General features: G+C 66.4%; 20 protein-coding genes and 1 pseudogene. 16 read left to right on the top strand and 5 right to left on the bottom strand.

Annotation, left to right across the window (positions count from 1 at the left end):
- Positions 1-143 precede the first annotated feature (143 nt).
- The 8 genes from J2X98_RS16130 to J2X98_RS16095 all read left to right on the top strand — a co-directional run bounded on the left by J2X98_RS16130 (position 144) and on the right by J2X98_RS16095 (position 9,883).
- Positions 144-548 carry a tautomerase family protein gene (locus tag J2X98_RS16130; protein WP_307310154.1) on the top strand — a complete coding sequence of 135 codons (405 nt, stop codon included), beginning with the start codon at positions 144-146 and terminating at the stop codon, positions 546-548.
- 186 nt (positions 549-734) lie between these two features.
- Complete coding sequence (iolC, locus tag J2X98_RS16125) at positions 735-1,745, top strand: 5-dehydro-2-deoxygluconokinase (protein WP_307310151.1); 1,011 nt, start codon at positions 735-737, stop codon at positions 1,743-1,745.
- Entirely contained in the window at positions 1,742-2,680 is a 939-nt protein-coding gene (locus J2X98_RS16120) for a Cgl0159 family (beta/alpha)8-fold protein (RefSeq protein WP_307310148.1), read from the top strand. The genes iolC and J2X98_RS16120 overlap by 4 nt, the downstream gene beginning before the upstream one ends.
- Before the next feature lie 29 nt (positions 2,681-2,709).
- Positions 2,710-4,659, top strand: coding sequence for a 3D-(3,5/4)-trihydroxycyclohexane-1,2-dione acylhydrolase (decyclizing) (gene iolD, locus J2X98_RS16115; protein WP_307310145.1), 1,950 nt, complete (start codon positions 2,710-2,712; stop codon positions 4,657-4,659).
- A 32-nt stretch (positions 4,660-4,691) separates the two neighbouring features.
- Positions 4,692-6,206, top strand: coding sequence for a CoA-acylating methylmalonate-semialdehyde dehydrogenase (locus J2X98_RS16110; protein WP_307310143.1), 1,515 nt, complete (start codon positions 4,692-4,694; stop codon positions 6,204-6,206).
- 91 nt (positions 6,207-6,297) lie between these two features.
- Complete coding sequence (locus J2X98_RS16105) at positions 6,298-7,215, top strand: sugar phosphate isomerase/epimerase family protein (protein WP_307310140.1); 918 nt, start codon at positions 6,298-6,300, stop codon at positions 7,213-7,215.
- Between the two features lie 32 nt (positions 7,216-7,247).
- Complete coding sequence (locus J2X98_RS16100) at positions 7,248-8,261, top strand: Gfo/Idh/MocA family protein (protein WP_307310137.1); 1,014 nt, start codon at positions 7,248-7,250, stop codon at positions 8,259-8,261.
- 182 nt (positions 8,262-8,443) lie between these two features.
- On the top strand, positions 8,444-9,883 hold the full coding sequence (locus J2X98_RS16095; protein ID WP_307310134.1) for a sugar porter family MFS transporter: 1,440 nt from the start codon (positions 8,444-8,446) through the stop codon (positions 9,881-9,883).
- A 96-nt stretch (positions 9,884-9,979) separates the two neighbouring features.
- On the opposite strand, the gene J2X98_RS16090 is transcribed toward J2X98_RS16095, so the two are convergent.
- Positions 9,980-10,429, bottom strand: a complete 450-nt coding sequence (locus J2X98_RS16090; protein ID WP_141943417.1) for a MarR family winged helix-turn-helix transcriptional regulator — start codon at positions 10,427-10,429, stop codon at positions 9,980-9,982.
- Positions 10,430-10,593: 164 nt separating this feature from the next.
- On the opposite strand from J2X98_RS16090, the gene J2X98_RS16085 reads away from it, so the two are divergent.
- Entirely contained in the window at positions 10,594-11,802 is a 1,209-nt protein-coding gene (locus J2X98_RS16085; RefSeq protein ID WP_307310131.1) for an MFS transporter, read from the top strand.
- Positions 11,803-11,886: 84 nt separating this feature from the next.
- Here the strand turns inward: J2X98_RS16085 and iolB are convergent, their stop codons facing one another.
- Positions 11,887-12,780, bottom strand: coding sequence for a 5-deoxy-glucuronate isomerase (gene iolB / locus J2X98_RS16080; RefSeq protein WP_307310128.1), 894 nt, complete (start codon positions 12,778-12,780; stop codon positions 11,887-11,889).
- A gap of 17 nt (positions 12,781-12,797) precedes the next feature.
- On the bottom strand, positions 12,798-13,538 hold the full coding sequence (locus tag J2X98_RS16075) for a GntR family transcriptional regulator (RefSeq protein ID WP_141943412.1): 741 nt from the start codon (positions 13,536-13,538) through the stop codon (positions 12,798-12,800).
- A 315-nt stretch (positions 13,539-13,853) separates the two neighbouring features.
- Here J2X98_RS16075 and J2X98_RS16070 point away from each other — a divergent pair, with 315 nt between their 5' ends.
- Positions 13,854-14,990 (top strand): LOG family protein, encoded by a 1,137-nt coding sequence (locus J2X98_RS16070; RefSeq protein ID WP_141946538.1) that lies wholly within the window; start codon positions 13,854-13,856, stop codon positions 14,988-14,990.
- 39 nt (positions 14,991-15,029) lie between these two features.
- On the opposite strand, the gene J2X98_RS16065 is transcribed toward J2X98_RS16070, so the two are convergent.
- Positions 15,030-16,172, bottom strand: coding sequence for a VIT1/CCC1 transporter family protein (locus J2X98_RS16065; RefSeq protein WP_141943409.1), 1,143 nt, complete (start codon positions 16,170-16,172; stop codon positions 15,030-15,032).
- Positions 16,173-16,436: 264 nt separating this feature from the next.
- On the opposite strand from J2X98_RS16065, the gene J2X98_RS16060 reads away from it, so the two are divergent.
- A complete protein-coding gene (locus J2X98_RS16060; protein WP_141943407.1) occupies positions 16,437-16,664 on the top strand; it encodes a hypothetical protein in 228 nt (75 codons plus the stop codon).
- A gap of 102 nt (positions 16,665-16,766) precedes the next feature.
- Here J2X98_RS16060 and J2X98_RS16055 read toward each other — a convergent pair.
- A pseudogene (locus tag J2X98_RS16055) lies at positions 16,767-16,946 on the bottom strand (sodium:solute symporter); the annotation flags it as partial.
- Between the two features lie 197 nt (positions 16,947-17,143).
- Between J2X98_RS16055 and J2X98_RS16050 the strand changes: the two are divergent.
- From J2X98_RS16050 to J2X98_RS16030, 5 genes are all read left to right on the top strand, one after another.
- Complete coding sequence (locus J2X98_RS16050; protein ID WP_141943405.1) at positions 17,144-17,719, top strand: helix-turn-helix domain-containing protein; 576 nt, start codon at positions 17,144-17,146, stop codon at positions 17,717-17,719.
- A gap of 248 nt (positions 17,720-17,967) precedes the next feature.
- Positions 17,968-19,032 carry an agmatinase gene (gene speB / locus J2X98_RS16045; protein WP_307310116.1) on the top strand — a complete coding sequence of 355 codons (1,065 nt, stop codon included), beginning with the start codon at positions 17,968-17,970 and terminating at the stop codon, positions 19,030-19,032.
- A gap of 4 nt (positions 19,033-19,036) precedes the next feature.
- Positions 19,037-20,725, top strand: a complete 1,689-nt coding sequence (locus tag J2X98_RS16040; RefSeq protein ID WP_307310115.1) for a thiamine pyrophosphate-binding protein — start codon at positions 19,037-19,039, stop codon at positions 20,723-20,725.
- A gap of 155 nt (positions 20,726-20,880) precedes the next feature.
- Positions 20,881-21,372, top strand: coding sequence for a MarR family winged helix-turn-helix transcriptional regulator (locus J2X98_RS16035; protein ID WP_307310112.1), 492 nt, complete (start codon positions 20,881-20,883; stop codon positions 21,370-21,372).
- Positions 21,365-23,596 (top strand): MDR family MFS transporter, encoded by a 2,232-nt coding sequence (locus J2X98_RS16030; RefSeq protein ID WP_307310110.1) that lies wholly within the window; start codon positions 21,365-21,367, stop codon positions 23,594-23,596. Before J2X98_RS16035 ends, J2X98_RS16030 begins: the two co-directional genes overlap by 8 nt.
- The last annotated feature ends 210 nt before the right edge of the window (positions 23,597-23,806 follow it).

Raw genomic sequence — 23,806 nt, 5'->3', positions numbered from 1 at the left:
GAGCCCCTAATCAACCTTCTTGTTTATCAACTTATTGATTGATTAAGCGTAACCCCGTTGCTGTTCCCTTTCAAGGGGTCTTGTCCCCCCTCAGGTCCTGTTTGTTATTATGTCAGGACAAACTAGTTGAGGGAGAAACTTTCATGCCGCTGGTCCGCATTGATGTCAACGAAGGACGCACGTCCTTGGAACTGCAGCAGCTGAGCCGCGGAATCCATGACGCCATCCTCGCCGAATATGGAATTCCGGAACGCGACTACTTCCACATCCTCACCGAGCACCCGCAGGGACGGATTTTCGCCCAGGATGCGGGACTGGGGTTCGAACGCGCCGACGGTGTGGTCATGATCCAGATCTTTACGCAGGGCGGCCGTTCGCTAGAGGCCAAGCAGCGGCTCTTTGCCGCTGTCGCCGAAAAGCTGGCCCGCGTGGGGGTTGCCGGCGAGGACGTCTTCATTGGCTATATCGAAAACACGGCCGGCGACTGGTCATTTGGATTCGGCCGCGCCCAGTACGTCACCGGCGAATTGGCTGTGCCCAAGAAGTAAAGTGGCGCACCCATTCGTTGGGGATGGGCACCTCAAACGCTTGTTGTAAGTATGTCAGTACAAACCTTTGACAGGACATTGGAACTAGTGCAGAGTAGTGCTGTGGCCCACACCACGGCCTGCCAGTTCCGGAGTTCCTGCCCCTCAAAGGACTCGAGTTCCACACAAGAAAGGTCCACGATTCCCGTGACCCACGAGCTTCTTACGATCGGGCGCATCAGCGTTGATATCTACCCGAACGACATCGGGGTTGGCCTGGAGGACGTCGAGTCCTTCGGCAAATACCTGGGTGGTTCACCGTCGAATGTCGCCGTCGCCGCTGCCCGGCACGGCCGCCGGACCGGCGTCATCACCCGGACTGGGGATGATCCCTTCGGTGCGTACCTGCATCGCGAACTGCGCAGGTTCAATGTGGACGATTCGTTCGTGACGCCGGTCGCCGGCCTGCAGACGCCGGCGACGTTTTGTGCGATCAAGCCGGCCACCGATGAGTTCCCGCTGTACTTCTACGGCCGGTTTCCCACCGCTCCGGACCTGCAGATCAAGGCCGAAGAGCTGGACCTGGACGCCATCCGGAAGGCGGGGATTTTCTGGTCCACGGTGACCGGCCTGTCCCAGGAACCGTCCCGGTCCGCCCACATCGCCGCGCACGAGGCCCGTCCCCGGACCGAACTTGCCGAGGGACAGTTCACCGTCCTGGACCTGGACTACCGCCCCATGTTCTGGGCCTCCGAGGAAGAGGCCCGTGCCGAGGTCGCCAAGATCCTGCCGCACGTCACGGTCGCCATCGGCAATGACAAGGAATGCGCCGTCGCCGTCGGTGAGGGGACGCCGGATGAGCAGGCGGACCGGTTGCTGGTGGCCGGCGTGGAAATCGCCGTCGTCAAGCTCGGTCCGGAGGGCGTGATGGCGAAGACCCGTACGGAGCGCGTGGTTTCCGCGCCCGTGCCGGTGGAAACCCTAAACGGACTGGGTGCCGGCGATTCCTTTGGCGGCGCATTCTGCCACGGGCTGCTGTCCGGCTGGCCGCTGGCCCAGGTCCTGGACTATGCCAACGCCGCGGGCGCGATTGTGGCCTCCCGCCTGTCCTGCGCGGATGCGATGCCGACGCCGGACGAGGTCACCTCGCTGCTGGCCGAACGCGGCCGCGCCGTACCCGGCACCGTTCAGCTTGCCACCGAAGGAGCAGCACTGTGACCCTCACACCTTTAGCGTCGAACAATGCCGTGGATGATGACCCGCGCCGCTATGAGCACCTGAGCATCATCCGTCTCGAAGACCCAGGCGCGGTGGCCCGCGCCGCGAAGGCACGCCGCCGCCACCCGGGCCTTAAGGCAGGCCGGCAGAACTTCATTGTCGCCGCTGACCACCCGGCCCGCGGCGCCCTGGCTGTCGGTTCCGATCCTGTGGCGATGGCGGACCGCCGGCAGTTGCTGGACCGCCTCCAGATCGCGTTGGCGAACCCTGCCGTTGATGGTGTGCTGGCCTCCCCGGACATCATGGATGACCTGCTCCTGCTGGGTGCCCTGGACGGCAAGCTCCTGTTCGGTTCCATGAACCGCGGCGGCCTGGCCGGGTTGGTCAACGAGTTCGATGACCGGTTCACGGGCCACACTGCCGCCGCTTTGGAGGCCTTGGGCGCGGATGGCGGGAAGATGCTGACCCGGATCTGCCTGGGCGACCCGGACACGGTTGCCACCCTGGAGGCCACGGCACGTTCCATCGACTCCCTGGCCGAACGGAAGCTGATCGCGATGGTGGAGCCGTTCCTGTCGGTCCGTGAGAACGGGCGGGTCCGCAACGACCTGTCTCCCAACGCCGTGATCAAGTCCATCGCGATCGCCGAGGGCCTGGGTTCCACCAGCGCTTACACCTGGATGAAGCTGCCGGTCGTCGCGGAGATGGAACGGGTCATGGCTGCCACCACCATGCCCACCGTCCTGTTGGGCGGTGACCCGGACGGGTCCCAGGACGAGGTCTTCGCCACCTGGGGTGCCGCGCTGGCCCTGCCCGGCGTGCAGGGCCTCACGGTGGGCCGGACCCTGCTCTACCCCGCAGACGGGGACGTCGCCGGCGCCGTCGCCGCGGCAGCTTCGCTCCTGCACCACACCACAGAACTCCTGGAGAACTAGCCATGGCCACAACAACAGGAACACGCAGAATGACGGTGGCGCAGGCCGTCGTCGAATACCTCTCCCGGCAGTACACCGTGGACACGGTGGGCGGCGTTGACTACCGTGAGCGGCTCATTCCCGGCACCTTCGGGATCTTCGGGCACGGCAACGTGGCCGGCGTGGGCCAGGCGCTGAAGCAGTACCAGCAGCAGGACCCCGCCCTGATGCCGTACTACCAGGGCCGGAACGAACAGGCCCAGGTCCACCAGGCCGTCGGGTACGCCCGGCACACCCGTCGCCGCCAGACCTACGCGGTCAGCACCTCCATTGGGCCGGGTTCGTCGAACCTGCTGACCGGCGCGGCACTGGCCACCACCAACCGGCTGCCCGTGCTGCTGCTGCCGAGCGATACATTCGCTACCCGCGCCGCCGACCCCGTGCTGCAGCAGCTGGAGCAGCCCTACGCCTACGACGTCACCGTCAACGACGCGTTCCGGCCGTTGTCCAAGTTCTTTGACCGCGTGAACCGGCCGGAGCAGTTGTTCTCCGCGTTCCACAACGGCCTGCGCGTCCTCACCGACCCCGCCGAGACCGGCGCGGTGACCATCTCCCTGCCGCAGGACGTCCAAGCCGAAGCGTTCGACGTCCCCGCCGAGTTCCTGGCCGAACGCGAGTGGCGGATCCGCCGCCCCGACGCTGACGACGACGACATCGCCCGCGCCGCCGCAGCCATCCGCGCCGCGAAGCGTCCGCTCATCATCGCCGGCGGCGGCGTCCTCTACGCCTACGCCAACGACGAACTCGCGAAGTTCGCCGAGATGACCGGGATTCCGGTGGGCAACACCCAGGCCGGCGTCGGCGTGCTCCCCTGGGATCACGAGTTCTCCCTGGGCGCCATCGGCTCCACGGGCACGACGGCGGCCAACGCCATCGCCGCCGAAGCGGACCTGATCATCGGCATCGGCACCCGCTACGAGGACTTCACCACCGCGTCCCGGACCGCGTTCCAGAACCCGGACGTGAAGTTCGTGAACATCAACGTGTCCCCGATCGACGCCTACAAGCACGGCACCGCGCTGCCGATCGTGGCCGACGCCCGCAAGGCCCTGGTCAAGCTCAACGCAGCCCAGGGCGGTTACCGTGTAGGCGCGGACCTGGAGCAGAAGGTCGCGGCGGAGAAGAAGCGCTGGAACGCCACCGTGGACGAGGCCTTCGACACCCGCTACACCCCGCTGCCGGCGCAGAACGAGATCATCGGCGCCACCAACCGGGCCATGGACGCCCGCGACGTCGTCATCTGCGCGGCGGGTTCGCTGCCCGGGGACCTGCACAAGATGTGGCGGGTCCGCGACCCGTTCGGCTACCACGTGGAGTACGCCTACTCCTGCATGGGCTACGAAATCCCCGGGGGCCTGGGCGTCAAGCGCGCAGCGATCGCCGAAGCGACAAGCACGACGGCGGCCGGCGCGTCAGGCGGACAGGTGCGGGACGTCGTCGTGATGGTGGGGGACGGCTCCTACCTCATGATGCACACCGAACTGGTCACCGCCGTCGCCGAACGCATCAAGCTGATCGTGGTCCTGATCCAGAACCACGGCTACGCCTCCATCGGCTCTTTGTCTGAATCCGTCGGTTCGCAGCGCTTCGGCACGAAGTACCGGGCGCTGGACGAGGAACAGCACAGCTTCGACGACGGCGAGACCCTGCCCGTGGACCTGGCACTGAACGCCCAGTCCCTCGGCGTGAAGGTCATCCGGATCGAACCCGGGGAGAAGGTCATCGCCGAACTCGAGCAGGCCATCCGCGACGCCAAGGCCGCCCCCGAGGGCACAGGTCCGATCCTGATCCACGTCGAGTCCGATCCGCTCCTGGACGCCCCGTCCTCCGAGTCCTGGTGGGACGTCCCCGTCTCCCAGGTTTCCGAACTGGAATCCACCATGCAGGCCTTCCAGACGTACGTCGACCACAAGTCACGCCAGCGCAAACTGCTCGGCTAACCACACTTTTTCACTACTCAAGGAAGAGTCCCATGACTGCCATCACCACTGAGACGACTGTCATCAACCACTTTCTCAACGGAGCCGAGACTCCTGGCGCGGGTGACCGCACCGCGAACGTGTACAACCCGGCCACCGGTGCCGTGTCCGGCGAACTGCGCCTGGCTAACCGTGCCGACCTGGAAACCGCCGTCGCCGCCGCCCGCAAGGCCGCCGATACCTGGGGCGACATTTCCCTGGCCAAGCGCACCGCCGTGCTGTTCAAGTTCCGAGAACTCGTCGCCGCCCACGTGGACGACCTCGCGCAGCTGGTGACGGCCGAACACGGCAAGGTCCTCTCCGACGCCAAGGGCGAGATCGGCCGCGGCCTGGAAGTAGTGGAATACGCCTGCGGCATCCCCACCCTGCTCAAGGGCGACTACTCGGACCAGGTCTCCACCGGCATCGACGTCTTCTCCTTCCGCGAGCCGCTCGGCGTCGTTGCGGGCATCACCCCGTTCAACTTCCCCGTGATGGTGCCGCTGTGGATGGCGCCGATGGCCATCGCCACCGGCAACGCGTTCATCCTCAAACCCTCCGAACGCGACCCCTCCGCCTCGCTGCTCCTGGCCAAGCTGTGGAAGGAAGCCGGCCTGCCGGACGGTGTGTTCCAGGTACTGCATGGCGACAAGGAAACCGTCGACGGTCTCCTGACCCACCCGGACGTGGACGGCATCTCCTTCGTCGGCTCCACCCCGATCGCGCAGTACGTCCACGAGACCGCCACCAAGCACGGCAAACGCGTCCAGGCCCTGGGCGGGGCGAAGAACCATGCCATCATCCTGCCCGACGCCGACCTGGACAACGCCGCCGACCACCTCGCCGCCGCCGCGTTCGGATCCGCCGGCGAACGCTGCATGGCCATCTCCGTCGCCGTCGCCGTCGGCGACGCCGCCGACCTGCTGGTCAAGAAGGTCGAAGAGCGCGCCCTGGCCGTCAAGGTCAACAACGGCACCGCCCCCGACGCCGAAATGGGACCGGTCATCACCCCCGCCTCCAAGGAACGCATCGTCCGGATCGTTACCGAAGCCGAAGCAGCCGGCGCAGCCATGGTCGTGGACGGCCGCGACCTCGTCGTTCCCGGCCACGAAGACGGGTTCTGGGTCGGTCCCACCGTGATCGATCACGTGAAGACCGAAATGACCGCCTACAAAGAGGAGATCTTCGGACCCGTCCTGGTGGTGGTCCGCGTGGACACCCTCGAAGACGGCATCAAGCTCATCAACGCCAACCCCTACGGCAACGGCACGGCCATCTTCACCTCCTCCGGCGCCGCCGCCCGCACATTCCAGCGCTCCGTCACCGTGGGCATGATCGGCATCAACGTGCCCCTGCCCGTCCCGGTGGCCTACCACTCCTTCGGCGGCTGGAAAGCATCCCTGTTCGGCGACAAGCACATCTACGGCCCCGAAGGCGTCTCCTTCTACACCCGCGGCAAGGTCGTCACCTCCCGCTGGCCCGAAACCCACCACGCCTCAGGCGCCTCCTACAACTTCCCCTCCAACTGACACCGATCTACAACCCATCGATTGCTCCGTACCTGTCGTTTTGAACGACCAAAACGACAACTGCGGAGCAATCGATTCAAAGGAACAGGCAATGACTGACGTAGAGAACAAGCTGATCATCGGCACGGCGCCGGACTCCTGGGGCGTGTGGTTCGCGGACGATCCCCAGCAGACCCCCTGGGAACGCTTCCTCGACGAGGTGGCCGAGTCCGGCTATAAGTGGATCGAACTGGGACCGTACGGCTACCTGCCCACCGATCCCGCCCGCCTGGCGGAGGAACTGAAGCAGCGGGACCTGAAGGTCAGCGCCGGCACCGTGTTTACCGCCTTCCACCGGGGCCTGGACCAGTGGGAAACCGCCTGGGAGCCGGCCCGCAAAGTGGCTGAGCTGAGCGCTGCCATGGGCGGCGAGCACATCGTGGTCATCCCGGCGATGTGGCGCGACGACGTCACCGGCGAAGCCGTGGAAAGCGGCACGCTGGGCGAAAAGGCATGGAGCGACCTGTTCGCCGGCCATAACCGCCTGGGCAAGACCCTGCTGGAGGACTTCGGGCTGAAGCAGCAGTTCCACTCCCACGCCGACTCCCACGTGGGTGCGCAGTCGGACATCGAAACGTTGCTGGCCGCCACCGACCCGCAGTACCTGAACCTCTGCCTGGACACCGGACACGTGGAATACTGTGGCGCCTCCAGCCTGGACCTGATCAAGAACTACCCGGACCGGATCGGCTACCTGCACCTGAAGCAGGTCAACCCGGAGATCCTCAGGAAGGTCAACGAGGAAAACATGACCTGGGCAGCAGCCAACCTGGCCGGCGTTATGACCGAACCGCCCAACGGCCTGCCGGACCTCCGCGCGGTCGTCGAAGCCGTGGAGGCCCTGGATCGGCCCATCTTCGGCATCGTGGAGCAGGACATGTACCCGGTGGCTTTCGACGTTCCCATGCCGATCGCCAAGCGCACCCGCAACTACCTGCTGTCCTGCGGCTCCCGCACCGCCGTCAGCTAACCCCCGCCACTGAGACCACAAAGGACAGAACAATGACTGGAACCCTCCGCGTTGCCGTCATCGGCGCAGGCCGCATGGGCACCGACCACATCCAGCGCCTCAGCAAGCGCATCCACGGAGCCGACGTTGCCGCCGTCGTGGACGTCGACCTCGCCCGCGCCCAGGCCGCCACTGAAGGAATCCCGGGCGCCGTGGCCCTGGCGGATGCCGAGGAGGCCCTGAACAACGGCGACGTCAACGCCGTCCTGATCGCCACCCCGGGCTTCCTGCACGAGGACATCCTGCTCAAGGCCCTTGCCAAGGACATCCCCATCCTCTGCGAAAAGCCGCTCACTCCCGACGCCGAATCCTCCTGGAAGATCGTCGAGGCCGAGGTGGCGCTGGGCCACAAACGCATCCAGGTGGGCTTTATGCGCCGCTTCGACGCTGAATACGCCACGCTGGGCTCGATCATCCGCAACCACGAACTGGGCGAACTGCTGATGCTGCACCACCAGCACCGTAACCCGAGCACCCCCGCCGGCTTCACGAACGAGATGCTCATCAACGACTCCGTGGTCCACGAATTCGACGCCATCCGGTTCTTCACCGGCGAGGAAATCACCAGCGTCCAGGTACGCCTGGGCAAGCCCACCCGGAACGCCCCGAACGGGCAGCACGATCCCCAGCACGTCCTGATCGAGACCGAGTCCGGCGTCCTGGCCGACGTCGAAATCTACGTCAACGCCAAGTTCGGCTACGAGGTGGCCACCCAGGCCTCCTTCGAGGACGGCATCGTCAGCATCGGCGGCGACGGGGGACCTTACACCCGCAGCTCCGGCCGCTGGGGCGGCCACGTCACTCCCGGCTTCGAGGAGCGCTTCGGTCCGGCGTACGACGTCGAGATCCAGTCGTGGGTGGACGCGGCGCTTAAGGGCGAAATAGGCGGCCCCTCCGCTTGGGACGGGTACGCCACCGCCGCGTGCTGCGAAGCAGGTGTTGAAGCGCAAAAGAACGGCGAAAAGGTCGCCGTGAAGCTGGCGGCCAAGCCCGACCTCTACAAGTAGGACCGGAAAGGGGGCGGAGCCGTCCGTCCCCTTTTGCGTCCCTGTCCTGACTCATCCACAATGGACTGTTTATGTGAAATTCACTCTTGACCACCATGCGTCGTACGGGCTGCGGTACTTCACCAAACAGCCGGGCAATCCGGCCCGGAAGCCATGAAGCAGTACGTCCAGAAGGTAAGCCTGTGAGTGCGCCTGTTCCTGGGAAGGAAACGGCCGGCCGGCCCGGAAACCACAAGCGGGTCCTGCGCACCGTCATCATCATCTCCACCTTTGGCGGCCTGCTCTTCGGCTACGACACAGGTGTGATCAATGGTGCGCTGCCGTATATGCAGGAGGACCTCGGGCTGACGCCGCTCACCGAGGGCCTGGTCACGTCGTCCCTGCTGTTTGGCGCAGCCTTCGGTGCCCTGTTCGGTGGCCGGCTGGCGGACCGCAACGGGCGCCGGAAGATGATCATGGTGCTGGCGGTCCTCTTCCTCGCCGGCACGCTTGCCTGCACTTTTTCGCCGAACACCGAGGTGATGATCGCGGCCAGGTTCGTCCTGGGCCTGGCCGTGGGCGGCGCCTCCGTGACTGTCCCGGTCTACCTTGCCGAGGTGTCGCCGAGCGACCGCCGCGGGCGGATCGTCACCCAGAACGAGCTGATGATCGTCACCGGCCAACTGCTGGCCTTCGTCTTCAACGCCTACCTGGGCAATTCTTTTGGGGAGCCCCATGGGATCTGGCGCTGGATGCTGGTCATCGCCACTTTGCCGGCCATCGCGCTCTGGATCGGGACGAACTTCATGCCCGAGAGCCCGCGCTGGCTGGCCTCCAGCGGCAGCTTCGGCGAGACGCTCAGCGTGCTGCAGCGCATACGGTCGCAGGCGGAGGCCCGCAAGGAGTTCGAGGAAGTCAAGGCCATGGCCGTGGAGGACTACAAGTCCAAGATGGGCTCATGGAAGGATCTGGGCATCCCGTGGCTCCGCCGGATCTTCTTCGCGGGCCTGGGCCTGGCAGTAATCCAGCAGATCACCGGCGTGAACTCGATCATGTACTACGGAACCCAGATCCTGGCGCAGTCCGGCTTTGGCCGCGAGGCTGCGCTTACGGCCAACATCGCCAACGGTGTGATCTCGGTCCTGGCTACCTTCGTCGGCATTTGGCTGCTGGGCAAGGTGGGCCGGCGCCGGATGCTGCTCACCGGCCAGGTGGGAACGACGACGGCGCTGCTGCTGATCGGCCTCTTCTCGCTGATCCTGCCGGAAGGCACAGCCCGTGGCTTCGTCATCCTGGCCCTCACCGTGACGTTCCTGGCGTTCCAGCAGGGTGCCATCTCCCCGGTGACCTGGCTGATGCTCTCGGAAATCTTTCCGTTGAAGATCCGGGGCCTGGGCATGGGCGCGTCGGCGTTCCTGCTGTGGATCGTGAACTTCCTGATCGGGTTCGGATTCCCGCAGTTGCTGGCCGCCATCGGCATCTCCAACACGTTCTTCGTGTTCGCCGTCCTGGGCGTGGCCGCTATCGCCTTCGCCGCCAAGTATGTGCCCGAGACCAAGGACAAGAGCCTTGAGGACCTGGAGCACCACTTCAAGAACGTCGCCGGCAACGCGCCGCAGGCCGCCGGGGCCACCGTTCCCTGACCGGACCAGGCACCCTGACCGGAGCAGCCACACGTCCGGACACCGAAACGCCCCCGCGAGGATCCTCACGGGGCGTTGCTGTTGGTGCGGGCAATCTTACATTCGGGCGTGCAGCCGCGGCAGGGCATCAACCAGTGGTGCCAGCTCCGGAATAGCCGTCGCCTCCTCGAGGGCGCGCTCCAGGGTGGCGTCGTGAACCGGCCGTGCCTCCGCCAGCAGGCTGCTTCCGCTGGGGGTGAGCTCGGTGTAGATGCCGCGGCGGTCGTCGTCGCACAGGATCCTGGTCAGCAGCCCGCGGTCCTCCAGCCGGTTCACCAGGCGGGTGGTGGCACTGGGGCTCAGTGCCGTGGCACGGGCCAGCTGCTGCATCCGCATGTGCCACCCGTCCTGCCGGCTGAGGGCGTCCAGGACGGTGTACTCCACCACCGACAGCTTTGACTCCGCCTGCAGCGAGCGTTCCAGTTCGTTTTCGATCAGCCCGTGCAGTGCTGCCAGGGTACGCCAGCCCTGGGCGCGGACTTCAACAGCGTCGTCCTTGATGCCCACGCTTGCTCCTTCATGGATGGATAGAGGCCACCCCTTGCGGCCGACAGAGATAGTTGCTTGCGCGGGATACTTGCATGTGCAACAATAAATACCGCGCCTGCAACTATCTTAGGCGCCTTCCCGTCTCCGCGACAACCACACCCACAGCTCAAAGGAGCATTCCCATGCCTGTTGGCTTGATAGCACTCGCCCTGGGCGGGTTTGGTATTGGACTTACTGAATTCGTAATTGCCGGCCTGCTTCCGCAGGTGGCAGCCGACTTTGGCGTCGGTGAGGCGTCCGCCGGCTGGTTCATCTCCGGCTACGCCCTCTCCGTTGTGGTGGGAGCGCTGGGCCTCACGGCGGCCGTCACCCGGTTCCCCCGCAAACCCGTGCTGGCTGCCCTGCTGGTCCTGTTCATCGCAGGAAACCTGCTCTCCGCCACTGCGGGCGGGTACTGGCCCATGATGCTGGGCCGCGTCATCGCAGCCCTTTCACATGGCGCCTTCTTCGGGATTGGGGCCGTGGTGGCAGCTGGAATGGTCCCGCCCAGCAAGAAGGCGGGCGCCATTGCCCTGATGTTTACCGGGCTGACGGCGGCGAACGTCCTTGGCGTGCCCTTCGGAACCCTGCTGGGCCAGGCCGCAGGCTGGCGCGCCACCTTCTGGGCCATCACCGTCATTGGCGTGGCCGCGCTCGCGGGCATCCTCGCACTCGTCCCCGCCTCGGCCGGTGAAACGGAAGAAGGGGGCAGCCTCCGCTCTGAGCTCCGCGCCTTCCGGTCCGGCCAGGTATGGCTGTCCATTGTGGTGACCATTCTGGGCTTCGGCGGCATGTTCGGTGCGTTCACCTACATCGCCTACACCCTCACCGAGGTCTCAGGATTTGCCGCTTCCACCGTGCCGTGGCTGCTCATCGTCTTCGGTGTGGGCCTCTTTGCCGGCAACACCCTGGGCGGTAAGGCCGCCGACCGCAATGTGGACCGGACGCTGCTCGTGGTGCTCGCGGTGCTGACCCTCGTCCTGCTGGCCTTTGCCCTGACGGCCGCCAATCCTGTCCTGACGGTCATCTCCCTGGTACTCATGGGCGGCTTCGGCTTCGCCACCGTGCCCGGCCTGCAGATGCGGGTCATGAAGTACGCCCCCGGTGCCCCCACGCTGGCGTCCGGCGCCAACATTGGTGCCTTCAATGTGGGCAACGCCCTGGGTGCCTGGCTTGGCGGGGTTACCATCACCGCGGGCTTCGGCTACACCTCGCCCATCTGGGCCGGCGCGCTGATCACCCTGCTGGGCCTTGCCGTCATGGCGTTTGCCGCGGCTGGGGCCAGGAAAAGCGAACAGCGGGGCGGTGACCGGGATGAGGTCCAGGCCGCGGAGGAACTGGTCATCCGCTAGGCGGACGGGTCGAAGGAGCGGCGCACCATCAACGCTGGTTCAAGCTTCCGGGTCACGGCCTGCCCGGCCTGGCTGGAAGGACGCCTATGCGCCGAACGGGAGCCGGGGATCGATGTCCTGGTTCTCCCACGTCTGCCGCACCCACCCGTGGTGCGGGTCGTCGCTGATCAGCCACTCGCGCACGGGCCCGGGGCCCGCCATCACGTTCAGGTAGTAGAGGTCGTACCCCGGTGCTGCCATGGCCGGCCCGTGCCAGCCGTAGGGGACCAGCACGACATCACCCGTGCGGACCTCGGCGGAGACGTCGATCGGCCGCTCGTCCGAGGCATACACGCGCTGGTAGCCGATGGCGTCGGCGTCGCCGGGTGCGGCACCCCCGGCCGCAACCTGCGTTTCGAAGTAGTAGATCTCCTCCAGCGAGGTCTCGCCGTCCTTCTCCTCGTCATGCTTGTGCGGAGGGTAGGAGGACCAGTTTCCGGCGGGGGTAAGCACCTCGCAGACGATGAAGCGGTCGGCTTCCAGTGCCGCCGGCGTGCCAAAGTTGTGGACCTGGCGCGAGCAGTTGCCCGCGCCGCGCAGCTCCACCGGCGTTTCCGCCGCGGGCACCAGCCGGGTGGGGTACGACGCCTTGGCCGGGGCAGTGGCAACGGCGACGCGGCCGCCGTCGGACGAGCTGATGCTGACGGCGCGCCCAATGCCGGAGTAGAGCACGTCCGTGGGACCGGAGAATACGGAGGTGCGGCCGTTCAGCGGGTATTCCGCGCCGTCCACGGTCACGGTGAAGGATCCGTTGAGGGGCACCACAATCCGTTCCTCGTCCGCGGCGGGAAGTTCGACGGCAGCGCCCGCGGCGAGGGTAGCAACCTTCAGTCCCGTATGGGCCCAGCCGTCCACGGTGAGGGCGGAATCGGAGGTTCCGATCGACACGTCCCATGTGCCGTCCGCGGCAGTGCCCAGGGGGTAGACCCAGTTGGTCATGGAGGTGGCTCCTTGGTTTATCGCTGTACGAGAGTCATTTCAAAGCTGTAGGAATCGGCCCGGTAGACGTGGTTGCCGGTTTCGACGCGGCGGCCGGTGTCGTCCACGGCCGTGCGTTCCATGGTGACCAGCGCTGATCCTGCCGCGGTGTCCAGCATGGAAGCCTGGTAATCGTTGGCGTTCATGGCGCCGATGCGCTGGTTGGCCAACCGGAAATTCACGCCCCCGCGGCGGAGGATCGAGTAAAGACCCTCTGCCGCCAGCATGGCCTCGTCCATCTCCGCAATGTCGTCGCGCACCCAGTTCTCCATGAGGGCAAGTGGCTTGCCACCCACCCGCCGCAGCCTGGTGAAGTGGTAGACCTTGGACCCCGCGGGAAGCTGCAGCGTGGTGATCGTGGCGTCGTCCGCCTCCAGGTGCGAGAAGCTCAGCACCTCCGTGGTGGGTTTCTTGCCGTTGTTGGTGAGGTCGTCGTAGAGGCTGGAAAGCTCCAGGGGCCGGCGGACCTGGCTGGAGACCACCTGCGTTCCGACGCCACGCTTGCGGACCAGCAGGCCGGAGCGGACCAGTTCATCCATGGCCTTGCGCATGGTGGGCCGGGACAGGTTGAGCTGGGCCGCAAGGTCGATCTCGTTGTCCAGCCTGCTGCCGGGCTCCAGGACCCCGCTGTAGATCGCTGCCTCGATGCCCTGGACCACTTGGTGGTACAGAGGCACGGGGGAGGAGCGGTCGATTGTGAGTCCCAGGTTGTTCGCCACGGTGCGTTCCCTCGTTTTCGGTGTCTGCGCCTCCGTCCGGCACGCGGCGGCGCCAGCGGACACTTTGCCGCTATATGTTCGCTTGATAGGACATACTTTCTTCCTCGATCGTAGCAGCCCGGTTGCCGCGGTCAAGAGGGCCTGCAGGCATGAGGGAACGTTATGGAAGTTAATAGTGCTGGCATCAGGACTTTTCCTGACGATCAATACGAGAGCGCCCTGGCAACCGGGCGCCGGGACCGGCACGGTCCGGCCCCGCTTTTCGTGCTGGTTTGCCTAGGCTGGCTCCATGATGAGGAGCGCGGGGCAGCAGCCATGAATTTTGCCGGCAGCCTTGGTCCCCGTCCCCGCAACCTAGAGGTCCAGGACCTGGCCAGCTTTGACCGGCTGGTGGCCGGCGGAGCGGTCAACCTGCACGGATGGCATGCCCAGTCACTGGACCTGCGGGGCCGCTCCGCTGCGCTGAAGAACGTCAGTGTCGAAGGCGCGCTGTTCCTGGGCTGCACCTTTGACGAGGGCATGGAGGCAAACCTCCGCAGCCGCGGTGCCCTGATCTTTCCGCGGCTCGAGGGCGTCCCCTTCGACCCCTACCGGGCCGCACTGTATTCACCGGCCGAGCTCTACGCCGGGCTAGCCACGTCCCCCTACGAGGCGTTGCCGGACGCCCGCATCTACCACTGGAGCATCCAGCCGGGCCAGCGCCACCGCGTGGACTCAACCCTTGCCTCCGCACTGCACGACCACGCCATCGGAGACGCCCTGGATGAGCTGACCCGCACCGGGACGTGGACCCGCCGGTCAATCGTCGGTGTGATGGGCGGGCATGCGGCGCCGCGGGGCAGCGCGGACTTTGCCCAGGCCGCCCTGCTGGGAAGGAAACTTGCCATCGCCGGCTATACCGTGGCCACCGGGGGCGGGCCGGGGGCCATGGAAGCGGCCAACCTGGGCGCATACCTGAGCCAGGCGTCCGACGGCGACGTGCAGGCCGCGCTCTCAGCGCTCGCCGCTGTTCCCGGGTTCCGTCCCTCGGTGTCGGCGTGGGCGCGTGCGGCGGCGGCCGTCGTCGAACGCCATCCGGGCGGGACGCCCTCGATCGGCATCCCCACCTGGTTCTACGGGCACGAGCCGCCAAACTACTTTGCCACGCACATTGCCAAATACTTCGCCAACGCCATCCGCGAAGCCATCCTGCTGGAACTGTGCCACGGCGGGATTGTCTTCCTTCCCGGGGCCGCAGGCACGGTCCAGGAGATTTTCCAGGATGCCTGCGAAAACTACTACGGTGCGCGTGAAAAGGTGGCACCCATGGTCCTGGTGGGGCGGAGCCACTGGGAGCAGGAGTATCCGGCGTGGCCCATGCTGCGCAGCCTCGCCGCGGGGCGTGCGATGGCGGACTACATTTTCCTGGTGGACACCGTGGATGAAGCAGTGGAGGTCCTCCAGCGGCGCTGAGTGCCGCCGGAGAACCTCCACTATATATTCGGGACGCTGTTAGCCGACCGCCGTGCCAAACAGCAGGCCCAGCAGGTAGGTGATGGCAGCCGCGCCCAGCCCGATGGCGAGTTGGCGCAGGCCGCGGGTCAGCGGGGACGTGCCGGACAGCAGGCCAACAGCGGCGCCGGTGGTCATGAGGGAGATCCCCACCAGGGCACCTGCCACCACGAGGGCGGTGACTCCCGTCAGGCCGAACAGGAACGGCAGGATGGGAACGATGGCGCCGGAGGCAAAGAAGCAGAAGCTGGACAGCGCCGCTCCCCACGCAGTACCAACAGCCTCGTGCTGGTCCACTTCCTCCGGCAGGTCCGGCTGCAGGGACAGGCTGGGATCGCAGTCGCAGGACAGCAGCCCCATACGCTCGGCCACCCGGTGTTCGGCCGCTTCCAGGGACATCCCGCGGGCGCGGTAGACCAGGAGGAGTTCGTTGTGTTCCAGGTCCAGCTTGGGCGCGGCCGCCAGCGTGACCTGCGTGGGCCGGGTGGCGGCGAGCAATTCGCGCTGCGAGCGGACAGAGATGAATTCGCCGGCGCCCATGGACATGGCACCTGCCAGCAGCCCGGCGATGCCGCTGAGCAGCACCACGCTGCTGGCCACTCCGGAGGCGGCCATGCCCATGACCAGGGAAAGGTTGCTGACCAGGCCGTCATTGGCGCCGAACACAGCGGCCCGGAAGGTGCCGGCCAGCCGGTTGCGGCCGCGGGTTGCCAAGCCCCGCACCACTTCCTCGTGGATTTGTTCATCGGCGGCCATGGCGTCGGTGGCGTTGGGGTCCTTGGCGTAGGGGGAGCGGCCTTCAGCGCGCTGGGCAAGGGCCAGCACGAACACGGAGCCGAAGTGCCGGGCCAGGAATCCGAGGAAACGGCTGCGCGAGGACGCCCGCTTTGGTTTGCCCGCGTGTTCCCCCAGCAGGGCCAGCCAGTGGGCTTCGTGCCGCCCTTCCGCCTCTGCCAGGGCCAGGAGGATGTCCCGTTCCTCGCCTTCACGGTTCTGTGCAAGGTCCCTGTAGACGGCGGCTTCGGCGCGCTCGTCGGCCAGGTACTGCCGCCACCGTTTGATGTTCGACGGCGAGGGCTGGTTTGGGCCGGTAGGGACCTCCGGGGGCGTGGCATGGGATTCGGACCGGGCGTGCTGCGACACTGTAACTCCTGGGCTTGAAAGGGCATGTACTCGCGCCTTTGCCCTGCAAGCCTACTGCGATTTTCCGCGGTTTTTTGGCTGGCAAACCTCGCTGCGAAGTTTCGGTTTGCCTTAAATCGGCGGCTGTCCGCGTCCTGGCTTTGCACCTGTCCACGGACCGCCGCAGCTATTGACCCGTTAGGTGGGCGGTGCTGTGATGAAGGGGAGGCGCGGGCTGCGCCCTACCTGAAAGAGCACGTCAGGCGAATATACGGAGGTTGAATCATGAGCACCACCGGACAGCACCCGGACATGCCGCACCTGGACGCCGTCGAGGCGGATCCCGCCTACGATTACGCCGAGGATGCACCGGTAGACGATGCGGACTGGGACGCGGAGGACGAGTCCATCGACGAGGAAGAGCCGGTGGTGCAGGCGCCGCCGGTGGTCATCGACGCCGAGGACCGCGAGGTCCCGCTGGATGACGACGAGCCGCGGGACACCGAGGGGTAGGGACAAGGAAAGCAGGACTTACGACGGCGGCGCCTCCTTTCGCCGGGATGCGAAAGGAGGCGCCGTCGTCGTGCCTTACGTCTTTGCTGTTGCCTGACAAGCTCAGAGGCCGGCGAGGACTTCCTCAGGGATTCCGTCCTGCTCCTGGCCGGCAATGCGGAGGTGCCAGGCGCGCATCACCCCGGGATCGGTGGGGTGGCTGAGCAGCGAGTCCGCGACGTAGACGACGGCCGAGGCGATGAGGCCGTAGTAAATGGGCTCGTTGGCGCAAATGCCCTTCAGCGCCGCGGGAAGACGGGAGTGGTGTTCTATTGCCCTATAGGCAACAGAGGTTTCCAAGGACTAGGCTGTGACGGCTGCGGCCGTCAGGGGTGGAAACGGCCCGCTTCCACCCGTGTGGCATGGGCGCGTCACAAAACCGGCGCCCATTAGTATGGCTCCAGAGTGGAGCCGGATTGCCGGCCATGAAAGGTTCGTAGATGAAGGCACTGCCAGTTGAGCCGAGCAACGTTCCCGTAGCCATTGGCTCCAGGATCCGGGCCGCCCGGCAGTCCCAGCGGCTCACCATCGAGCAGGTTGCCGAGGCCACCGGGCTCACCAAGGGCTTCCTCAGCCGTGTGGAGCGGGACCTTACCTCTCCCTCCGTGGCTTCCCTGGTGACGCTCTGCCAGGTGCTGTCCATTTCCATCGGCGACCTTTTCGCGGCCCCGGAAACCCACCTGACCAAACGCAACGACGGGCCCCGCATTTCACTGGGCGGCCAGGGCATCGTGGAGCGGCTGCTGACCGCCCGCTCCGAACGCCGCGTCCAGATTATCCAGGCGGTCATCGAGCCGCACGGCCGCGGGGAGTCTGAGCTGTATGCGGTGGACTGCGACGTGGATGTGCTGCACGTTATCAAAGGGTCCATCAAGCTGATCCTCACCAACGAGGAGTATGACCTCGATACGGGGGATACGGTGACCTTCCCCGGCCGCGAACCCCACACCTGGGTCAACATGACGGACAAGCCGGTCGAGGTGCTCTGGGTCCTGGTGCCCGCCGCCAGCCGGTAGCCCTCGGCCGGCCGCCCTGTTTTGCTCCGGCCCGGCGTCACGCAGGGCATCCTTTCGCCGGCTTTGCGCCCGCGCACGCCTGCAAACGAGGGCATCCTTCCGCTCCCGCCTGCCCAAAGCGTGCTCTGCGTGACGCTGGCATGCCCATTGGAAGGACGCAAAGGTAAACACTTGATGCTCATTGGAAAACCAAGGTGTATGATGGCAGTCACAGACGTCCCCTCAACTCCTCGAAGGAGAGGCCTCCAATGGAAGAGCTGCGCATTGAAGCCAACGGCAACCTTGGCCCCATCGATTCATCCCGGATCCCCCGCTACGCCGGAGCTGCCACCTATGCCCGCCTTCCGCGCCTGGACCAGGTGGACAAGGCCGACGTCACCGTAGTGGGCGTCCCCTTCGACTCGGGGGTTTCCTACCGGCCGGGCGCCCGCTTCGGCGCCAACCACGTCCGTGAGGCCAGCCGCCTGCTGCGTCCGTACAACCCTGCCTGGGACGTCAGCCCGTTCGAGAACATCCAGGTGGCCGACGCCGGGGACATGGCGGTCAACCCGTTCAATATCAACGAAGCCATCGAGACCATCCAGCAGAACGCACTGGACCTCACGGCCGCCGGGAGCAAACTGCTGACCCTGGGCGGGGACCACACCATCGCGCTGCCGCTGCTGCGCGCCGCCGCCGAGCGTGCCGGCGGACCCATTGCCATGCTGCACTTCGATGCCCACCTGGACACCTGGGACACCTACTTCGGCGTCGAATACACCCACGGCACGCCTTTCCGCCGCGCGGTGGAGGAAGGCATCCTGGACACCGAAGCCATCAGCCACATCGGCACCCGGGGTCCGCTCTACGGCAAGAAAGATCTCGACGACGACCACCGCTTTGGGTTCGGCATCGTCACCTCCTCGGACGTCTACTACCAGGGCGTCCTGGAAACCGTGGCCAAGGTCCGCGACCGGATCGGCAACCGCCCGCTCTACATCTCCGTGGACATCGACGTCCTCGATCCTGCCCACGCCCCGGGCACCGGCACCCCCGAGGCCGGCGGCATCACCAGCCGCGAACTCCTCGAAATCATCCGCGGGTTCCGCGGCATGAACCTTGTAGGCGCCGACGTCGTGGAGGTCTCACCTGCCTACGACCACGCTGAGATCACGGGCGTCGCCGCCAGCCACGTCGCCTACGAACTGGTGACCCTCATGGCCGACAATGCCACGCCCGGCGACCGCTTCGGAGCCGACACCGGCTACCAGGCCCAAGCATTGGGGCGGGAAGCCCGCCGCCCCGCCGGTTTCGCCGCAGCCGCCAAGGAGTAGGGCCATGACGGAACTGGGTGCACCCGTCCCGATCCAGGCTGGCGGCGTGCGGAACGGCGGCGACCTGGTCGTCGAGACCCTCGAGGCGCTGGGGGCGAAGACCGTCTTCGGCATCCCTGGACAGCATGCCCTCGGACTCTTCGACGCCATGGGCCGCGGCAACCTGCAGTTCATCTCCTCCCGGGTGGAGAACAACAGCGCGTTCGCCGCGGACGGCTACTCCCGCGCCACCGGCGAAGTGGGCGTGCTGTTCCTGTCCACCGGCCCCGGCGCGCTGACGTCGCTGGCCGGACTCCAGGAGGCGTACGCCACGGGGGTGCCCATGGTGGTGGTGGCAAGCCAGATTCCGCTGGAAGGCCTGGGTGCGCGGCGCAAGGGCATGCTGCATCAGCTTGATGACCAGAAGGCTTCCGCGGCCAACGTCACCAAGAGCCAGCGGCTGATCCAGCACGCCTCCGGCATCCCGTCCGCGATCCAGGATGCCTGGACGGAGGCCATCTCGTCGCCGCAGGGCCCGGTATGGCTGGAGATCCCGCAAAACGTCCTGCTGGATCCGATCATGGTGCCACCCGTGGAGGACGCCCTGGCCGAGGCGGCGGACAACCCGCCGCGCATCGAGCTGGTGCGCGAGGCCGTGAAGTGGCTGGAAGCGGCCAAACGCCCCGCCATCATCGCTGGCGGCGGTACCCGGCGCGGCAAGGCGGAGAAGTCGCTGCTCTCCATTGCCGAAAAACTGCGGGCGCCGGTGATCTGCACCCCCGGCGGCAACGGCGCGTTCCCCTGGAACCACGGGCTGTCGCTGCAGTCCTGGATCGAGGACCGGTACATGACCGACGTCCTGGAGGATGCGGACGTCCTGCTGGTGATCGGCTCCTCCCTGGGTGAGGTTACGTCCAACTACTTCACCTTCGAGCCGCGCGGCCGCATCATTCAGATCGACGCCGAACCACGGGTTTTGGAGTCCAACCGGCCGGGCCTGGGCATCCGGGCCGATGCAGGCCAGGCGCTGGCCGCCCTGGATGAGGCACTCGAACAGGGCAGGACAACCACGCCGGACTGGCACGGCAGCACCCCGGAAGATCTTGTCAGGGAGTCCCTCGCCAAGGTCCGGGCCCGGCTGGAATCGCAGGACCTGGCCAAGGAACTGAAGTTCATGGCCGACATCCGCGAGGCGGTGCCAGCGGACATGCAGACGTTCTGGGACATGACCATCGCTGCGTACTGGGGCTGGTCCTGCTGGGACGCGCGGCAGGGACAGTTCCACTCGGCCCAGGGCGCGGGCGGCCTGGGCTATGCCTTTCCCGGAGCCATTGGCGCGGCCGTTGGGCTGGAAGCTGTGGGCAAACCTGCCCGGGTGCTTGCGGTCTCCGGCGACGGCTCGTCCATGTACTCCATTGCCGAGCTTGCCACCGCTAAACAGCACAATGTCCCGGTGACCTGGTTGATTGTTGACGACGGCGGCTACGGCATCCTGCGCGAGTACATGGTGGGTGCCTTCGGCAAGGCCACCGCCACCGAACTCGCCCGCCCGGACTTCGTGAAGCTCGCGGAATCCTTTGGCGTGCCTGCCACCCGGGTGGCTACCGGGGACGTGGGGGACGCGCTCAGGGCCGGATTCGCTGCGGACGGCCCCAACGTCGTCGTCGTTGAGACCCTGCTGAAGATGTTTGGCCCCACCCACCTGGCCACCTGAACCGCCACCCGGCGTCACGCGCTCCTTCCCTTTCCTGCAGTCCGCGGAAATGGGGGGAGCGTTGTGCTTTAACGGCCCAACAGAAGAAATTCGTTTCCCTAAGCAACCTTTTTCTGTTACAGTTGCTTGCAGCAACTAATTCTTTAGGGAGGATCATGTCTGTCGCACCGGCCACCGCAGCCGACCTCGTCAGCCATATCTATGACCTCCAGCGCGCACTGCGCTGCGTCACCATGGTCAACGTCAAAGGTCAGGACACGGGCATCGCACTCCAAGGCGTGCTCAAGTTCATCGGCGAAGGGGAAACCCGCGCCGCGCACCTCGCCGAACGGCTGGGGGTCAGCGCTCCGGTACTCAGCCGGCACGTGGCCGAGCTTGCGGACGCGGGCCTGGTGCTGCGGACTCCGGACCCGGACGACGGCCGCGCCCAGCTGCTGGCCCTTTCCCCCAGGGGCAAGGAGAAGCTGGCGGAGCTGGTGCGGCACCGGGCGGAAACGCTGCAGGCCTACCTCTCCGACTGGAATGAGGACGACGCCGTGGCCACGGCCGCGATGCTGAACAAGCTCACCACGTCCCTGAAGAATTCCATCCGGGCAAGGGCGGCCGGGACCATCAACGATCACACGCAGGAGTCCATCAATGGCTAACGTCACCGCCGCCGCGGACCAGGAGCAGGAGCGCCAGCGCCAACGCACCGCCAAACAGGAATCGCGGCAATCCAAGCGCCACGAACCCGGCGCCCCCATGAACCACCGCCAGATCATGGAGGCCCTGACCGGCCTGCTGGCCGCTTTTTTCACCGCGATCCTGAGCAGCACCATCGTGGCCAACGCGCTGCCCACCATCATGTCCGAGCTCAAGGGCACCCAGACGGACTTCGCATGGGTCATCACGGCCGCGCTGCTCGCCAACGCAGCCACCACCCCCATCTGGGGCAAGCTCGCCGACCTCTTCGACAAGAAGGTCCTCGTCCAGCTGAGCATCGTGATCTTCGTGGCCGGATCCGTCATGGCCGGCTTCTCCGAGAACATCCCGTTCCTGCTGACCGCCCGTGTCATCCAGGGCATCGCCATGGGCGGCCTCACGGCCCTCGCCCAGGCCATCATCGGCTCCATCATCCCGCCCCGCGAACGCGGCAAGTACTCCGGCTACATGGGTGCCGTCATGGCTGTCGGCACCGCCGGGGGCCCGCTGCTGGGCGGTTTCATCGTGGACAGCTCACTCGGCTGGCGCTGGACATTCTTCGTCTGCGTGCCGCTCGCCGTCGTCGCGCTGATCCTGCTCCAGATCACGCTCAAGGTTCCGCACGTCAAGCGTCCCGCCAAGATCGACTGGCTGGGTGCCATCCTGCTGACCACCGGCGTCAGCCTGCTCCTGGTCTGGGTGTCCTTCGCCGGCAACCCCGATTACTACGACTGGTGGTCCTGGCAGTCCGTGGTGATGGTGGGCGGCGGCGTCCTCCTGCTCGCACTGCTGGTGCTGGTTGAGTCCAAGGTGTCCCAGCCGATCATCCCGCTGAAGATCATCTCCGAGCGCACCACCGCACTGGCCATCGTGGCTTCGGTTGCCGTCGGCGTTGCAATGTTCAGCTCCTCCACCTTCCTGGGCCAGTACTACCAGGTGGCCCGCGGCGCGACCCCAACCGAAGCCGGCCTGCTGACGCTGCCCATGATCGCCGGCAACCTGGTGGGCTCCGTGGTCTCCGGCCAGCTCATCAGCCGCTATGGCAAGTGGAAGCGGTTCCTCATCGGCGGCACCATCCTGCTGATCGGCGGCCTGGCGATGGCAGGAACCTTGACCCACACCACCGATCTTTGGCTGGCAGGGCTCTACACCGCGGTCTTCGGCGTGGGCCTGGGCATGCTGATGCAGAACCTGGTCCTTGCGGTCCAGAACACCGTCCGTGCCACGGACATCGGTTCAGCCAGTGCCTCGGTCGCCTTCTTCCGCTCCTTCGGCGGCGCCATTGGCGTGTCCGTCCTGGGCGCGGTCATGTCCAACCACGTCAAAGACCTTGCCACTGACGGGCTCGCGAAGCTGGGTATCCCGGCCAGCGGAAACGGCGGTGCCAGCCTGGACCTGGCAGACCTTCCCGCGCCGGTCGCCGACGTCATGCGCGCTGCCTACGGCGACGCCACGGCGGGCATCTTCATGATCTCCGCAGTAGTCAGCGCGGTTGCCCTGATCGCCGTGATCTTCATCAAGGAAGTGCCGCTGCGCAAGACCGTCGACATCACCCCGGAAGCCAGCCTTCAGGCAAACGCGGCCGGCGAAGCGGGCATGACGGCGATGACCGGCCAACTGCCCATGGTCTCCGGCAACGCCCCGCAAGGGGACCTTCCCGCCGCGATGACTGGCCGCAGTGCAGTCCGCGCAGGCTCGGCCGCTGCACCCGCCAAGAGGTACGACGGCGGTGCTGCCGCAGCCGCCGCGGCATCCGGCCGGCTGGCCACGGAGGACTTTGAGGAAGTGTTCGCACGCAGCTTCAGCTCCGAGGGGCTGGGCAGCCCCGACGGGCTGGGCCTGGGAACCGCTGACAGCGTTGAAAAGGCTGCGGACGCGGTTGCCAGTGCCGCGGCCACGCTGCAGAAACTGCAGGAAACCCAGCACCTGCTGGCGCGCCAGCAGGCGGAACTGGGCAGCCTGGTCCTGGACATCCAGGAACAGCTGCGCTCCCAGCGGGAGGTGGCCGCCAAGCAGGCCGCCACGGCGGCAGAGCTCAGCAGGCTGCAGCGCAAGCTCCTGAAGGAACGGAAACTCCAGGCTGCCGCGGCACTGTACTTGGTCGGCCACGGCAGGCACAGCGCCGCGGTCCAGCCAGCGGCAGAGCCGGGCGCCGGTTCCGCTGTGGATTCGAGCCAGGGGCTGTAGTCGGCAGCAGCTGTCCCACCGGGTGCGCAGCCAGGCTGCGCAGGCCGGCCAGGCTGACTGCATCAACGTGACGGCCGCGGTCCGCGCCGGATGATTTCCGGCGTCGGACCGCGGCTTTCCTGCGTGGTGGGAGGCCGTGGCCCCGGCCGGTGCAGCCGTGCGTTCCGTGCAGGATTTCCACGGGGAAATTGTTGTCCAGGGGGACCATTG

Source organism: Pseudarthrobacter enclensis (assembly GCF_030811655.1).
GTDB lineage: Bacteria > Actinomycetota > Actinomycetes > Actinomycetales > Micrococcaceae > Arthrobacter > Arthrobacter enclensis_A.
This window is presented reverse-complemented; position numbering and strand designations above follow the sequence as displayed.

What these genes read in the sequence shown, in the direction of transcription:
- iolD (WP_307310145.1), top strand. Translation starts at nt 2,710, where the DNA reads ATGACGGTGGCGCAGGCCGTCGTCGAATACCTCTCCCGGCAGTACACC.
- J2X98_RS16040 (WP_307310115.1), top strand. Translation starts at nt 19,037, where the DNA reads ATGACGGAACTGGGTGCACCCGTCCCGATCCAGGCTGGCGGCGTGCGG.
- J2X98_RS16105 (WP_307310140.1), top strand. Translation starts at nt 6,298, where the DNA reads ATGACTGACGTAGAGAACAAGCTGATCATCGGCACGGCGCCGGACTCC.
- J2X98_RS16050 (WP_141943405.1), top strand. Translation starts at nt 17,144, where the DNA reads ATGAAGGCACTGCCAGTTGAGCCGAGCAACGTTCCCGTAGCCATTGGC.
- J2X98_RS16035 (WP_307310112.1), top strand. Translation starts at nt 20,881, where the DNA reads ATGTCTGTCGCACCGGCCACCGCAGCCGACCTCGTCAGCCATATCTAT.
- iolB (WP_307310128.1), bottom strand. Translation starts at nt 12,780, where the DNA reads ATGACCAACTGGGTCTACCCCCTGGGCACTGCCGCGGACGGCACATGG.
- J2X98_RS16070 (WP_141946538.1), top strand. Translation starts at nt 13,854, where the DNA reads ATGAATTTTGCCGGCAGCCTTGGTCCCCGTCCCCGCAACCTAGAGGTC.
- J2X98_RS16060 (WP_141943407.1), top strand. Translation starts at nt 16,437, where the DNA reads ATGAGCACCACCGGACAGCACCCGGACATGCCGCACCTGGACGCCGTC.
- speB (WP_307310116.1), top strand. Translation starts at nt 17,968, where the DNA reads ATGGAAGAGCTGCGCATTGAAGCCAACGGCAACCTTGGCCCCATCGAT.
- J2X98_RS16130 (WP_307310154.1), top strand. Translation starts at nt 144, where the DNA reads ATGCCGCTGGTCCGCATTGATGTCAACGAAGGACGCACGTCCTTGGAA.
- J2X98_RS16100 (WP_307310137.1), top strand. Translation starts at nt 7,248, where the DNA reads ATGACTGGAACCCTCCGCGTTGCCGTCATCGGCGCAGGCCGCATGGGC.
- J2X98_RS16085 (WP_307310131.1), top strand. Translation starts at nt 10,594, where the DNA reads ATGCCTGTTGGCTTGATAGCACTCGCCCTGGGCGGGTTTGGTATTGGA.
- J2X98_RS16110 (WP_307310143.1), top strand. Translation starts at nt 4,692, where the DNA reads ATGACTGCCATCACCACTGAGACGACTGTCATCAACCACTTTCTCAAC.
- J2X98_RS16030 (WP_307310110.1), top strand. Translation starts at nt 21,365, where the DNA reads ATGGCTAACGTCACCGCCGCCGCGGACCAGGAGCAGGAGCGCCAGCGC.